The following is a 13,836-nucleotide window of genomic DNA, read 5'->3' on the forward strand; positions in this document are numbered from 1 at the left end:
TCGAAAGGCAGTGCCATGCCGGACCAGGCGGAGAGTGCGGGCGGGACGGACACGGCGGGTGTGGCTCCGGCGCCACCGCCCGCGGTGCGGGTGGAGGGGCTGTGGAAGCGGTTCGGGGAGCAGGTCGCGGTCGCCGGGATCGATCTCGACCTGCCCGCGGGCAAGTTCATCGGACTGGTCGGACCCAACGGGGCGGGCAAGACGACCACGCTCTCCATGGTGACCGGGCTGCTCAGGCCCGACATGGGGCGGATCGAGGTCGGCGGCCACGACGTATGGCGTGACCCGGTCGAGGTGAAGTCCCGGATCGGGGTGCTGCCGGAGGGCCTGCGGCTCTTCGAGCGGCTCTCCGGGCGCGAACTCCTCGGCTACACCGGCCGGTTGCGCGGGCTCCCGGGCGCCGAGGTGGACAAGCGGGCCACCCAGCTCCTGGACGTGCTGGATCTCGCCGGGTCGCAGCACAAGCTGGTCGTCGACTACTCCACCGGCATGCGCAAGAAGATCGGGCTGGCGTCCGCGCTGCTGCACAACCCCGAGGTGCTGTTCCTCGACGAGCCCTTCGAGGGCGTCGACCCGGTGTCGGCGCAGACCATCCGGGGGGTGCTGGAGCGCTACACCCGTTCCGGCGCGACCGTGGTGTTCTCCAGCCATGTGATGGAGCTCGTGGAGTCGCTCTGCGACTGGGTGGCCGTCATGGCGGCGGGCCGGATCCGCGCCCAGGGCACGCTGACCGAGGTGCGCGGCGACGCGGCCTCCCTCCAGGACGCCTTCCTGGAGCTCGTCGGCGCGGGCGCCCGGGACACCGGCGACTCCCTGGACTGGCTGGGCGGTGCCCGATGACGGTGCTGGACGCGCCCGCGGGTTCCGCCGTCCCGGCCGTGCCGGGCCGGGGCATCGTCCCCGTCTTCGTACGGCTCAAGCTGACGCTCCTGCGCAACGGGCTGCGCCAGTCGTCCGGGCGGCGCGCCGCCTATGTCGCCTCCCTCGTCGTCACCCTGCTGTTCGCGGTGGCCCAGGTGATCGGCCTGGTCGCACTCCGCGGCCATGCGCAGGCGGGCACCCTGGTGGTGCTGCTGACCGCGGTGGTGGCGCTGGGCTGGGCGGTCATGCCGCTGTTCTTCCCGAGCGGCGACGAGACCCTGGACCCGAGCCGGCTGGTGATGCTGCCGCTGCGGCCCCGCCCCCTGATCGGGGCGCTGCTGGTGTCCTCGCTGATCGGTATCGGCCCGCTCTTCACGCTCGCCCTGGCCCTGGGCTCGGTGATCGCGGTGGCGCACGGAGCCGCCGCCGTGGTCCTCGGCGTGGTCGCCGTGCCGCTGACACTGCTGGTCTGTGTGGCGCTGGCCCGGTCCGTCGCCACGGCCAACATCCGGCTGCTCACCTCGCGCAAGGGCCGCGATCTGGCGGTGCTCAGCGGGCTGGTGATCGCGGTGGGCATCCAGTTCGTGAACTTCGGCGCGCAGCGTCTGGGCCGGGCCGGCGGGCTGTCCTCGCTGGAGCCGCTCGCGGACGTGGTGCGCTGGCTGCCGCCGGCCTCGGCGCTCGGAGCCGTGGGGTCCGCCTCCGAGGGCGCGTACGGGACGGCGTTCGGCCAGCTGCTGGTCTCGGTGCTCGCGCTGGGCGGCCTGATGTGGCTGTGGCAGCGGAGCCTGGTGAAGCTGATGACGTCGCCTGACGGCTCCACGCTCGCCGCCGCCGAACCCTCGGCCCGCCGGTCGGGCGGGGACGCCTCCGGCTCCGGGCTCTTCTCGCTGTTCCCGGAGGGGCGCACGGGCCCGGTGATGCAGCGGAGCCTGCGCTATGTCGTACGCGATCCGAAGACCAAGGCGTCCTGGGTGACGGCGCTGGCGATCGGCATGATCGTGCCGGTGCTCAACGCGGTGCAGGGATCCGGGTCGGTGTACTTCGCGTGCTTCGCCGCGGGGATGCTCGGCATGCAGATGTACAACCAGTTCGGGCAGGACACCTCCGCCTTCTGGATGGTGGCGCTCTCGGTCTCCTCGACCAGGGACGCCTATCTCGAACTCCGGGCGCGGGCCCTGGCGCTGCTGCTGATCACCCTGCCGTACACGGTGCTGGTGACGGTGGTGACGGCCGCGGTGCTCGGCAGCTGGACGGCGCTGCCGGGGGCCATGGGGCTGTCGTTCGCCCTGCTGGGCGCGATGCTGGCGACGGGCGCCCTGGCCTCGGCGCAGTTCCCGTACTCCATCCCGCAGGACGGCGCGTTCAAGAACGTCGTGCCGGGTCAGGCCGGGCTCGCCTGGATCTCCATCTTCGGCGGCATGATCGCGGCCGCGGTGCTCAGCGGTCCCGTGATCGCGCTGACGATCTGGCTGCATGTGGCGGACCACCAGGACCAGTTGTGGCTGCTGCTGCCGGTGGGCGCGGTGTACGGGGCGTTCATCGGGTGGCTGGGCGTACGGCTGGCGGCGCCGCGCGCGGCGGGCCGGCTCCCGGAGATCCTGGCGGCGGTCAGCAAGGGCTGAGGGGCGGACCGCCGGGACGGGGCCGGGGTGCCGTTGCGTCCGGGGCGCCGGGACATCCTGATCGCCCGGACCGAACGGGCCGAACAGGCCGCCGGGGTCAGGGGCTGACGGCTTCCCGGTCGTCCCGGAAGCCGTCGCCGAGGCGCTCCAGGAAGGGCTCCACCGCCCTGCGCCAGCCCTCCGGCCGGTCGTAGTGGACGAGGTGGCCGGCGTCCTCCACCTCCGCGTACTGCCCGCGCGGCAGGACGCGGACCATCTCCTGGGCCTCGGCCCTGCCCAGCTCGCCGTCGATCCCGCGCAGCACGAGGGTGGGGCAGCGCACCTGCGCCAGCTCCTCCCAGTGGGCGTCGTAGACCCAGGTGGCCCGGGACGTCAGCATCTGCTCCTGGGAGAAGACGGGCCGCCAGCCGTCGGAGCTCTCGGCCATCACCTCGGCGAAGAACTCACCGCGCGAGGGGTTGGGCCGCTCCACCCAGGGGTCGTCCTCGCCGAACCACTTCCGTACGTCGGCGAGCGTCGCGAAGGGGAGCGGCCAGGAGTCGAACCAGTCCGCCCACTCGCGCTGCGAGGCCGCCCCCAGCGCGGACGCCCGCATGTCGCAGATGACCAGGGCCTTGACGAGGTCGGGGCGCTTGGCGGCGAGCTGCCAGGCGGTGAGCGCGCCCATCGAGTGCCCGATCAGGGTGACCGGGCCGAGGTCGAGCTGTTCGATCGCGGCCTCGGCGTCCGCGACGTAGGCATCGCGGGTGTACGGGCCGTCGGCGGGCTTCTCGCTGCGCCCGTGGCCGCGCTGGTCGAGGCCGACCGGCCGGTGCCGCTCGGAGAGCCAGCGGGCGGTGGAGGCCCAGTGCGTGGCCCGGCCCATCAGCCCGTGGAGCATTAAGACCCCGGGGGCGTGCCCGGCCTCCGCGCGCCCCTTGGGCGGATCGGCGAACTCCCAGGCCGCCAGGCGTACGCCGTCCGATCCGGTCACATCGATGCGCCGCACCATAGGTTCTGGCACCCCCTTCTCGTCCTCGATCACCGTGTGTGCGTGCACGCCAGACTATCGAACCTTTATTCGAAAACTCGCTTCCGGCTCGCAACATCCCACGTTTGAGTGACAGCGGTTCAGGATTGACGACGGCCCCCCAGGGGAGACCTTCTCCGGGAAGCGGACCACTCGGGGACAGGGGTCCGCGGGGACTGACCTCGAGAGCTCGGGGCTCCAGGTCAGCGCAGGGGAGGACCGGCCCCGGCACCTTCGGGCGCCGGGGCCTTCCACCGTTACGGAACGAACGGGTCCGCGCTCGGGGCGGACCACGGAGAGGGCTCGGCGACCGGCCGCCGGAGCGGTCCCACGGGTCACCGGAGCAGCCCGGCCGGCCACCGGAGCGGGGCCGTGGCCCTCCGGGGTGATTCGAACAGGGGCGCCGGAAAGCCCGGCAGCCACCTCCTGGTGCACGTGCCAGTGCGACGGGCGCATTCCCTGCTCCCTCCCCGACCGCGCGGCAGCCTCTGCCGGCACCCTCAGGTCATATGCCTGGCCACAGCCTGGCACGCGTTTCGCCCGGGCGCTGCGATTCCGGACGGAAAACAGAAAGCGGGCTTACCCGCCCACATCTGCACGTGCATCCGCACCGGCGCCTGCACGTGCGGGCAGGTCACCGGTGCGCACGAACGCGCTGCTCAGCGCTTCGCGACGAAGACGTGCGAGGCGACCTCGGCGTCCAGCTCGGCCGCCTCACCGCTGGAACCGACGAGCACGCCGCCCGCCGACTCCGTCACGCTGACGACCGAGCCGGGCTGCACGCCCGCCCGCCGCAGCGAGTACATCAGCTGTGCGTCGGTCTGGATCGGCTCACCGATCCGGCGCACCACCACGGTCTTGCCCTCCGCGCCCGGGTCGAGCTCGGCCAGGCTCACCATGCCCTCGTCCAGGAACGGATCGGCCTCGGACTTCTCGCCCAGCTCCTCCAGCCCCGGAATCGGGTTCCCGTACGGAGACTCCGTCGGGTGCCGCAGCAGCTCCAGAACCCGGCGCTCCACGGCCTCGCTCATCACGTGTTCCCAGCGACAGGCCTCGGCGTGGACCTGCTCCCACTCCAGGCCGATGACGTCGACGAGCAGACACTCGGCGAGCCGGTGCTTGCGCATCACCCGCGTCGCCAGCCTGCGCCCCTCCTCGGTCAGCTCCAGATGGCGGTCGCCCGCGACCTGGACCAGCCCGTCCCGCTCCATACGCGCCACCGTCTGGCTGACCGTCGGACCGCTCTGGTCCAGCCGTTCGGCGATCCGGGCGCGCATGGGGACCACGCCTTCCTCTTCGAGCTCGAGGATGGTGCGGAGATACATCTCCGTTGTATCGATCAGTCCGGACATACGTGCCCCTCGATGCTGTGACATGAAGTCGTCGTGCGATGGCCCTGCGCCAATTCTGACGCATAGCACCGACAACCGTGCCCCGCCGTCGGGAGTCCGTCCCCACGGCCCGCCCCGAGCGCTATTGACAGCCCACTGGTCCAGACCGCAACGTGATCCGCGACACGGGCACCGCACGGACCCCCGCCCCGCCCCACACCCCGCAGGAAAGGCCTCCTCGATGAGCGACAGCAAGCTCGCCGGTCAGTTCTTCGACGCAGCGATCGGCCTGCTGGAGCGGGTGCGCGACGAGGAGTCCGGATCGATCGCCGCCGCCGGGGCCGCCATCGCCGACACCGTCGCCGCGGGCGGCCGGCTCTTCGCGTTCGGCGCCGGGCACTCCTCGCTCGCCGCCCAGGACGTCGTCTACCGCGCCGGCGGACTGGCCCTGATGAACCTGCTCGCCGTACCGGGCACCGTCGGCGTCGACGTCATGCCGGCCACGCTCGGCTCCGCGCTGGAGCGGGTGGACGGCCTGGCGAGCGCCGTGCTCGACTCCAGCCCCGCCCGGGCCGGCGACCTCCTCGTGATCATCTCGCTCTCCGGGCGCAACGCCCTGCCCGTGGAGATGGCGCAGAACGCGCGAGCGCTCGGGCTGACGGTCGTCGGGGTCACCTCGGTCGCGTACACGACGGGCACCAAGTCCCGGCACGTCTCGGGCGGATTCCTCCGGGACCACTGCGACATCGTGCTCGACAGCAAGATCGCGATCGGTGACGCGGAGCTGAGCGCGGAGGGCGTCGAGGCGCCGTTCGCACCCGCCTCGACGGTCGTCACCAGCGCGTTGATGCAGGCCATGATGGCCACCGCGGCCGAGGAGCTCGTCGCCCGGGGGATCGAACCGCCGCTGCTGCGCTCGGGCAACGTCGACGGCGGCCACGAGTGGAACGGGCGCGTGATGCGGGAGTACGGCGACCGCATCTTCTACCGGCACTGAGGAGCAGCACAGGGCCGGGGCCCAGGCCGCCGGCCCCGGACCCCTCAGACTCCCGGCTTCGCCGTCAGCCGGGCCAGGTCGACCGCCGAGGCGACCCGGACCGCGACACTCTCCGCGTACATCACGTCGGGCCGCTCGAACGCGCCCCGGCTCGCCGCCCGCAGGAACGTCACCACGCCCAGCGTCCGCCCCCGGCTCCGCAGCACCGCGCACAGCGCGTGCACCGAGTCGCCCGGCCACTGGTGCTCCACCGCCCACGTCTCCCCCGCGCCCGCCGGCGCCACGGCACGCACGGAGCCCGTACGCTCCACGGCCTGCAGGGCCGGATGCCCCGGCGCGTACCGCACGGGGAGCGAGCCCCCGGAGACCGGCAGGCAGGGCCCCGGCGCGTCGGACGGCGTGGACGCGGCCCGTACGAGCTTCACCCCCACCGCCAGGTCCTCCAGCAGGTCCACCACCACATGGTCGGCGAACCCCGCCAGCGCGTAGTCCAGCGACGTCGTCGCCGCCTCCATGGGGTCCTCGCACTCCGCCGCCTGGCGGGCCGCCCGGTGCAGCTGGTTGGACCGGAACCGCACCCGGTCCGCGTCCTGCTCCGCGAGCTTCGCCGCCGTGACGTCCCGGAACAGCCATCCCACCCCCAGCGGCACGGGCTCCTCCGCCAGCGGCGAGGCCAGCCGCAGGAACCCGCTGCGCCAGCAGCGCCGCCGCTCGCCCTCGGCGGTCCGCAGGGTCACCCACAGCTCGGCCGGTGCGGACGGGGCGCCCTCGGCCAGCACATGCTGCAACGCCCCCTCCAGGTCCTCGACCCCCCGCACGATCAGCTCGCCCAGCGGCCGCCCCAGCAGCGTGGTGCGCCCGCCGCCCAGCGCCCGGGCGGCGTACGCGTTGACCACGGTCGGGCGCAGGTCGACGTCGACGGCGACGACACCCCAGGACGCGTCCTCGAAGAGGGACTCGCTGAGCGCGATGGACCGTTCCAGATCGATCTGCGCGTGCACCTCGCTGAACGCGCAGTACACCCCGGCGGGCTTGCCGTCCTCGCCGCGCACCCCCGACGACTGGGTCCGCACGAGGACGCGCCCGCCGTCCTTGCGTAGCAGGGCGAACTCGTGGACCTGCCGCCCAGGAGTCTCCATGACGGCGAGCAGCCGCCCCTGCACGTCCCCCGCGTCCGCGCTCCGTACGGCCCACCCCGCGAAGCCCCGGCGTCCGACGGCCTCGTCGGCGGTCCAGCCGAGGATCCGCTCGGCCTCACGGTTCCAGTGGGTGATGGTGCCGTGGGCGTCGAACGCGCAGAGCGCCGCGTCCATGCCGTCGAGCAGCGCGGCGAGAAGCCGGGATCCCGGGATCGCCGACGGCTCCCGCCCGGGGTCCTCGTCGGGGCCCAGCGCGTCGGTGGTCCCGGTGCTCCTGGAAGCACTCACTCCGTACCTCCTGCAGGGCGTATTCCGCTTCGCGTTCCGCATTGCCGCACGTCAGACCATTGAACTCGAACGTGAGCCACCACACAGCCACTTCCAGGAAATCCGGTGTCCACCGAGGGATCCGTTAATTCGCTTGTGCGGTACCGGGGGACGTTCCTAGGCTGTGGGCAGCGAAGAAAGGAGGTGTTCCGGAAGTGATTTCTTCTCGGACTCGTGAGGTGACTGCGGGCTGACGCCCGTCGTCGCGCTCTTTGCAGTGCAGGCCGGTCGCCGGCCAATCCCAAGCAGTCACCGACCCGCAGGCTCGCCGGTAAGTCCGGCCGGCTCCTCCGCAAGGAGAGACCAGAGCCTGCGGGTTTCTGCATGTCCGGGGCGTGCCCGCCCCGCCGGGGGCGGGGCCGGCCGCTCAGGCCCTCATGGGCAGAGGCGCTCCACGTGCCAGTCCGCGGCCGGGGTCTCGCGGACGTAGCGGAGCCTGTCGTGCAGGCGGTTCTCGCGGCCCTGCCAGAACTCGATCGCGTCCGGTACGACGCGGAAGCCGCCCCACTGCGGGGGTGCGGGGACCTTCTCGCCCTCCGGGTAGCGGGCGGCGAGCTCCTCGTAGCGGTCGACCAGCTCCTGGCGGGAGCCGACCACCGTCGACTGGTCGCTGGCCCAGGCGCCCAGCTGGGAGCCGTGGGGGCGGGTGCGGAAGTACGCGACGGTCTCCTCCCGCCCGACGCGGTCCGCGGTGCCCGTGACGATGACCTGGCGGGCGAGCGGGTGCCAGGGGAAGAGCAGCGAGACGTACGGGTTCGCCGTGAGCTCGCGGCCCTTGCGGGAGCCGTAGTTCGTGAAGAAGACGAAGCCGCGGTCGTCGTAGTGCTTGAGCAGGACGGTCCGGGACGACGGGCGGCCTCCGGGGCCGACCGTGGAGACCACCATCGCGTTCGGCTCGTGCAGCGCGCCGCCCCCGGCGACCTGGCGGAACCAGTGGGCGAACTGGTCCATGGGGTTCGCGGCGAGGTCCTTCTCGGTGAAGTCCTCGGAGCGGTACTGCTCGCGCATCGCGGCCGGATCGGTGGTGCAATCGGATGACGGGACGCGAGAGGAGGCGGAAGCGGAAGACGGAGTGGCATCTGCTGTGGGCACGGGGCCATCCTGCCGCAGCGGGCCGGAATCCCCCAGGGAGGGGCTCGATCCCCGGTCCGCGAGCCGCGTGGGCTGTGCCGGACGTCACCCTTCCCCGCGTCGTGGTAACCCGCCAGTATCGTGGAACGGCCTTCGTGGCCGTATCGCAGCCGCCGAGTCGAGGGAGCCGCCCGATGTCCGACTTCGTACCCGGACTTGAAGGAGTCGTCGCGTTCGAGACGGAGATCGCCGAACCCGACAAGGAAGGCGGCTCGCTCCGCTACCGCGGCGTCGACATCGAGGACCTCGTCGGCCATGTGTCGTTCGGCAACGTCTGGGGTCTGCTGGTGGACGGGGCGTTCAACCCCGGTCTGCCGCCCGCCGAGCCGTTCCCGATCCCCGTGCACTCCGGCGACATCCGGGTCGACGTGCAGTCCGCGCTGGCCATGCTGGCGCCGGTGTGGGGCCTGAAACCGCTGCTCGACATCGACGAGCAGACCGCGCGTGACGACCTGGCGCGGGCCGCCGTGATGGCCCTGTCGTACGTGGCCCAGTCGGCCCGTGGCCAGGGGCTGCCGATGGTTCCGCAGAGCGAGATCGACAAGGCGGGGTCCGTGGTCGAGCGGTTCATGATCCGCTGGCGCGGTGAGCCGGACCCGAAGCACGTCAAGGCCGTCGACGCCTACTGGACGTCGGCCGCCGAGCACGGGATGAACGCGTCGACGTTCACCGCCCGGGTCATCGCGTCGACCGGCGCGGACGTCTCGGCGGCGCTGTCCGGGGCGGTGGGCGCGATGTCGGGCCCGCTGCACGGCGGGGCCCCGTCCCGGGTCCTCGGCATGATCGAGGAGATCGAGCGGACCGGTGACGCCCGGGCGTACGTGAAGCAGGCGCTGGACAAGGGCGAGCGGCTGATGGGCTTCGGCCACCGTGTCTACCGTGCCGAGGACCCCCGGGCCCGCGTCCTGCGCCGTACGGCCCGTGAGCTGGCCGCGCCGCGCTTCGAGGTGGCGGAGGCCCTGGAGAAGGCGGCCCTGGAGGAGCTCCACGCGCGCCGCCCGGACCGGGTGCTGGCGACGAACGTCGAGTTCTGGGCGGCGATCGTGCTGGACTTCGCGGAGGTCCCGGCGCACATGTTCACGTCGATGTTCAGCTGTGCCCGTACGGCGGGCTGGTCGGCGCACATCCTGGAGCAGAAGCGCACGGGCCGTCTGGTGCGCCCCTCGGCGACGTACGTCGGTCCCGGCACCCGCGACCCGCGTTCGATCGAGGGGTACGACCAGCTGGCGGACCTGGGTAACTGACCTTTCCGGCCAAGGCAGTTGTTCCCCGGGGGCGCCGCCGTTCACCGCGTTAGGGTGACCGGCATGAGTCACTTCGTGTCGGGCGACTGCACGGTGCACTACGACGACCGGGGGCCGTCCGACGGCCTGCCGGTCGTCCTCGTGCACGGCCATCCGTTCAACCGCACCCTGTGGGCACCGTCCGTCGAGGCGCTGACGGCGGCCGGGTACCGCGTGATCACTCCGGATCTGCGGGGGTACGGCGCCAGCGACGTCACCCCCGGGAAGGTCTTCCTCTCCGGTTTCGCGGATGACCTCGCCGCGCTCCTCGACCATCTGGGCGTGGAGCGTGCGGTCGTCGGCGGGGTGTCCATGGGCGGCCAGATCACCATGGAGTTCCAGCGCAGCCATCCGCGGCGGGTGCTGGCGCTGGTGCTGTCCGACACGTCCGCGCCCGCCGAGACGGAGGAGGGCAGGGCGTTCCGCAATGCCCTGGCCGACCGACTGCTGGCGGAGGGGATGGACGGGTACGCGGCCGAGGTGATCGACAAGATGCTCGCCCCGTACAACGTCACGGCCCTGCCCGAGGTGGCGGCGCATGTGCTGGGCATGATCCGGTCCACCGACCCGGAGGGCGCCGCCGCGGCGCTGCGGGGGCGGGCCGAACGCCCCGACTACCGCGAGACGCTGGCCGGTGTGGAGGCGCCGGTCCTGATCGTGGTGGGCGCGGACGACTTCTACACCCCGGTCAGCAGCGCGGAGGACATGCGGCGCCTGGTCCCGCACGCCACGCTGGCCGTCATCGACCGGGCCGGACATCTGCCGGGCGTGGAGCAGCCGGGGCGGTTCAACGCGGCGCTGCTGGACTTCCTCCGTACGCGGGTGACCGGCCACGCCTGAGCCGCGGCCCTCCGCACCGGCGGGCCGTCACCGCTTCGAGGAGTGGTTCAGGATCCAGGCGACCGTCAGCAGCCCTCCGAGCAGGCCCAGTCCGAGCAGAGCGGCGGTTTCGAGGAACCGCGCGCCTTCCATGACACCCCGGATGGAGCCGGCGATCCCGCCGACCGCCATGCACATCCCGAGCACGAAGGTGCGTGAGCTCGTCGGCGCGGAGCGGTACCGGGGGCGCCGCCGGGGTGAGGGCGTGTCGCGGGAAGGGGTCATCCGTGCCTCCGGTGCCGTCAGTCCAGGGCGGCGTCGAGCAGGGCCGCCCACTGGGTGACCACCCTCTCGCGGCGCGCGGTGTCATCCGTCAGCAGGTTGGCGAGGCCGAGGCCGCGGGCCATGTCGAGGAGGCCCTGGACCGTTTCGCGTACGCCGGGGCGGGATTCGTCGGCGCCGAGGAGTTCCACGGCGATGCGGTGGGTCTCGCGGCCGACGCGGGCTTCGAGTTCGGTGACCCGGGGCCTCAGCTGGGCCTCGTTGGAGGCGGCCACCCACAGCTGGAGGGCGGCGCGGAAGAGGGGGCCGGTGTAGAGGTCGACGAGGGCGGCGAGGACCGCCGTGCGGCCCTGGACGGGCAGGGCGCGCAGGGCGGCGGAGCGTTCCTCGGCGACGTATTCGACGGCGCCGGTGAAGAGGTCCTCGCGGGTGGGGAAGTGGTGCTGGGCCGCGCCGCGTGAGACCCCGGCGCGTTCGGCCACGACCGAGACCGTGGAGCCCGCCCAGCCGTGTTCGGCGAGGCAGGCGACCGCGGCTTCGAGCAGCCGTTGCCGGGTGGCACGGCTGCGGTCCTGCTTGGGGGACTTCGCGGCGGACTTGGCTGCGGACGTCGCTGCGGCGGACTTCGCGGGGGGCTTCGAGGCGGGGGTTCTGGGGGGTGTCACAGCACCCATGGGGGATCCCGTCGTTCCAGGAAGGCCGTCATCCCCTCCCGTGCGTCGTCGGAGGCGAAGAGCGCGGCCGAGCGGGCGATGAGGTCTTCGGCGTGACTGTCGAAACTCTTCAGCACAGTAGCCGTGACCAGCTCCTTGGATGCTTTCAGCCCCTGCGGTGAGGCTCTGCGGAGTCCGTCGAGTACCGGTTCGAGCGCCTTGTCCACCTCCTCGGGTCCGGCGGCGAGCGTGATGAGGCCGATCCGGGCGGCCTCCGCCGCGTCGAAGCGTTCCCCGGTGAGGTAGTAGCGGGTGGCGGCGCGCGGGTCGAGGCGGGGCAGCAGGGGCAGGGAGATGACGGCGGGGGCGAGGCCCAGGCGGGATTCGGTGAGGGCGAAGGTGGCGTCCGGTCCGGCCGCCGAGATGTCGCACGCCCCGAGGAGCCCGAGGCCGCCGGCGCGAACGTGCCCGGTGACCCGGGCGACGACGGGCTTGGGCAGGGCGACGATCGCGCGCATCAGGGCGACGAACGCGGCGGGTTCGGGCGGTGCGGTCAGGTCGGCGCCCGCGCAGAACGTGGTGCCGGTGTGGGTGAGGACGACGGCCCTTACGGAGGTGTCGGCCGCGCACTGCGCGAGGGCCTCGGTGAGTTCGCCGACGAGGCCGGCCGAGAGCGCGTTGCGGTTGGCCGGGGAGTCGAGGGTGAGGGTGGTGATTCCCCGCTCGTGGACGGTGGGTGCCAGGGTCATCGCGCCTTCTCCCGGTCGCGCAGCTCGCGCCGCAGGATCTTGCCGGACACCGCGCGGGGTACGGCCTCGATGAATTCGGCCTGTCTGACCTTCTTGTACGGGGAGACGCGCTCGGCGACGTACGCGATGACGTCGTCCTCCGTGAGGTCGCCCCCGCCGGGTCCGCGCACCAGGTAGGCCTTGGGGACCTCGTTGCCGTCGGCGTCGTGGACGCCGATGACGGCGGCGTCGGCGATCGAGGGATGGGTGAGGAGGAGGGCCTCCAGGTCGGCGGGCGCGACCTGGTAGCCCTTGTACTTGATGAGTTCCTTGACCCGGTCGACGACGTACAGCCAGCCGTCCGCGTCGACGCGGCCGACGTCGCCGGTGTGCAGCCAGCCGTCCTCGTCGATCATGGCGGCGGTGGCGTCGGGGCGGCCGAGGTAGCCCTTCATCACCTGGGGGCCGCGGATGAGGATCTCGCCGTCGGTGCCGCTGCCCGCGTCGATGCCGGGGTCGGTGAGCGAGACGATCCGCATCTCGGTGCCGGGCAGCAGCTTCCCGACGGCGCCGGGCGGCGGGTTCTGCGCGTCGAGGGGGACGACGTGGGTGCCGGGCGAGAGTTCCGTCATGCCGTAGGCCTGCCGTACGGAGGGGACGCCGAGCCGTTTCGAGCAGGCGACGGCGAGTTCGGCGTCGAGCGGGGCGGCGGCGCTGACGATGTAGTCGATCGAGGAGAGGTCGTAGTCGCCGACGAGCGGGTGTTTGGCGAGGGCCAGCACGATGGGCGGGGCGACGTAGAGGCCGGTGATGCGGTGGGTCTGGATCGTTTCGAGGAACTGGGTGAGGTCGAAGCGGGGCAGGACGACGACCGTGGCGCCGTAGCGCAGTGGCCCGTTCATGAGGGCGGTCAGCCCGTAGATGTGGAAGAAGGGGAGGACCGCGAGGATGCGTTCGTTCTCGCCGAGGGGGACGAGGGGCCGCAGCTGCTCCAGGTTGGTGGCGATGGAGCGGTGGGTGAGCATGACGCCCTTGGGGGTTCCGGTGGTGCCGGAGGAGTACGGGAGGACGGCGATGTCCTCGGCGGGGTCGAAGGTGATGTCGGGTTCGGGCGCGGTGGAGCCCAGCATGTCGAGTACGGAGGTGTGGCCCTCGGCCTGGTCGCAGACGTAGATCTCCTGGACGCCGCCGGCGAGTTCGGCGGCCCGGCGGGCGACGTCGAGGAGGAGAGAGACGGTGACGATCCAGCGGGTGCCGGAGTCCGCCAGCTGTTTGGCGAACTCCTCCGGGGTGGCGAGCGGGTGGATCGTGGTGACGGTGGCGCCGGCCCTGGTCGCCCCGTAGAAGACGGGCGGGTAGGCGATGGTGTTCGGGCTGTGCAGGGCGAGGACGTCGCCCTTGCGCAGGCCGTTCGCGGCGAGGTGGGCGGCGATGCGCCGGTGGAAGGTGTCGAGCTGGCCGTAGGTGACGGTCATCCCGTTGGTGCCGTCGATCAGCGCGGGTGTGTCACCGAAGTCGGCGGCGCTCCCGAGGACCGCTTCGTGGATGGGTGTTTCGAGGGGCGTGACGTCTGCGTACTCGCTGTGGAACACCATTTCGGTCCCCTTCGACGCGGGTGGAGAGCCAGAATCGCCCCTGCCGGGGCGGATGG

General features: G+C 72.4%; 13 protein-coding genes. 5 read left to right on the forward strand and 8 right to left on the reverse strand.

Going from position 1 to position 13,836, the window contains the following annotated elements:
- Positions 1 to 15 precede the first annotated feature (15 nt).
- Together JKV81_RS21205 and JKV81_RS21210 are read left to right on the forward strand one after the other, a co-directional pair.
- Positions 16 to 840, forward strand: coding sequence for an ABC transporter ATP-binding protein (locus JKV81_RS21205; RefSeq protein ID WP_129264986.1), 825 nt, complete (start codon positions 16 to 18; stop codon positions 838 to 840).
- Entirely contained in the window at positions 837 to 2,486 is a 1,650-nt protein-coding gene (locus tag JKV81_RS21210; protein ID WP_129264985.1) for a transporter, read from the forward strand. The genes JKV81_RS21205 and JKV81_RS21210 overlap by 4 nt, the downstream gene beginning before the upstream one ends.
- A 97-nt stretch (positions 2,487 to 2,583) precedes the next feature.
- Here JKV81_RS21210 and JKV81_RS21215 read toward each other — a convergent pair whose 3' ends face one another.
- Both JKV81_RS21215 and JKV81_RS21220 read right to left on the reverse strand, forming a co-directional pair.
- The gene (locus JKV81_RS21215; RefSeq protein ID WP_124275972.1) at positions 2,584 to 3,477 is read right to left on the reverse strand and encodes an alpha/beta fold hydrolase; all 894 of its coding nucleotides are present in this window, start codon (positions 3,475 to 3,477) and stop codon (positions 2,584 to 2,586) included.
- Between the two features lie 677 nt (positions 3,478 to 4,154).
- Complete coding sequence (locus tag JKV81_RS21220) at positions 4,155 to 4,847, reverse strand: iron-dependent transcriptional repressor DtxR (RefSeq protein WP_099173969.1); 693 nt, start codon at positions 4,845 to 4,847, stop codon at positions 4,155 to 4,157.
- A gap of 220 nt (positions 4,848 to 5,067) precedes the next feature.
- On the opposite strand from JKV81_RS21220, the gene JKV81_RS21225 reads away from it, so the two are divergent.
- Positions 5,068 to 5,823: an SIS domain-containing protein gene (locus JKV81_RS21225; protein WP_202077222.1), complete on the forward strand. Its 756-nt coding sequence runs from the start codon at positions 5,068 to 5,070 to the stop codon at positions 5,821 to 5,823.
- A gap of 44 nt (positions 5,824 to 5,867) precedes the next feature.
- Here the strand turns inward: JKV81_RS21225 and JKV81_RS21230 are convergent, their stop codons facing one another.
- Together JKV81_RS21230 and pdxH are read right to left on the reverse strand one after the other, a co-directional pair.
- Positions 5,868 to 7,250 carry a PAS domain-containing protein gene (locus tag JKV81_RS21230; RefSeq protein WP_202077225.1) on the reverse strand — a complete coding sequence of 461 codons (1,383 nt, stop codon included), beginning with the start codon at positions 7,248 to 7,250 and terminating at the stop codon, positions 5,868 to 5,870.
- A gap of 414 nt (positions 7,251 to 7,664) precedes the next feature.
- The gene (gene pdxH, locus JKV81_RS21235) at positions 7,665 to 8,297 is read right to left on the reverse strand and encodes a pyridoxamine 5'-phosphate oxidase (protein ID WP_202077228.1); all 633 of its coding nucleotides are present in this window, start codon (positions 8,295 to 8,297) and stop codon (positions 7,665 to 7,667) included.
- A 257-nt stretch (positions 8,298 to 8,554) separates the two neighbouring features.
- Here pdxH and JKV81_RS21240 point away from each other — a divergent pair, with 257 nt between their 5' ends.
- Both JKV81_RS21240 and JKV81_RS21245 read left to right on the forward strand, forming a co-directional pair.
- Complete coding sequence (locus JKV81_RS21240; RefSeq protein ID WP_099173973.1) at positions 8,555 to 9,664, forward strand: citrate synthase 2; 1,110 nt, start codon at positions 8,555 to 8,557, stop codon at positions 9,662 to 9,664.
- Positions 9,665 to 9,727: 63 nt separating this feature from the next.
- Positions 9,728 to 10,543: an alpha/beta fold hydrolase gene (locus JKV81_RS21245; protein ID WP_202077231.1), complete on the forward strand. Its 816-nt coding sequence runs from the start codon at positions 9,728 to 9,730 to the stop codon at positions 10,541 to 10,543.
- Positions 10,544 to 10,570: 27 nt separating this feature from the next.
- Here the strand turns inward: JKV81_RS21245 and JKV81_RS21250 are convergent, their stop codons facing one another.
- From JKV81_RS21250 to JKV81_RS21265, 4 genes are read right to left on the reverse strand one after another with little or no spacing between them, the layout of a single operon-like run.
- On the reverse strand, positions 10,571 to 10,807 hold the full coding sequence (locus JKV81_RS21250; protein ID WP_202077233.1) for a hypothetical protein: 237 nt from the start codon (positions 10,805 to 10,807) through the stop codon (positions 10,571 to 10,573).
- A 17-nt stretch (positions 10,808 to 10,824) separates the two neighbouring features.
- Positions 10,825 to 11,478, reverse strand: coding sequence for a TetR/AcrR family transcriptional regulator (locus tag JKV81_RS21255; RefSeq protein WP_372444232.1), 654 nt, complete (start codon positions 11,476 to 11,478; stop codon positions 10,825 to 10,827).
- Positions 11,466 to 12,206 carry an enoyl-CoA hydratase family protein gene (locus JKV81_RS21260; protein ID WP_129264980.1) on the reverse strand — a complete coding sequence of 247 codons (741 nt, stop codon included), beginning with the start codon at positions 12,204 to 12,206 and terminating at the stop codon, positions 11,466 to 11,468. Before JKV81_RS21260 ends, JKV81_RS21255 begins: the two co-directional genes overlap by 13 nt.
- Positions 12,203 to 13,780, reverse strand: coding sequence for a 4-coumarate--CoA ligase family protein (locus JKV81_RS21265; protein ID WP_202077235.1), 1,578 nt, complete (start codon positions 13,778 to 13,780; stop codon positions 12,203 to 12,205). Before JKV81_RS21265 ends, JKV81_RS21260 begins: the two co-directional genes overlap by 4 nt.
- Positions 13,781 to 13,836 lie beyond the last annotated feature (56 nt).

Source organism: Streptomyces silvae, from assembly GCF_016745505.1.
Lineage (GTDB): Bacteria > Actinomycetota > Actinomycetes > Streptomycetales > Streptomycetaceae > Streptomyces > Streptomyces silvae.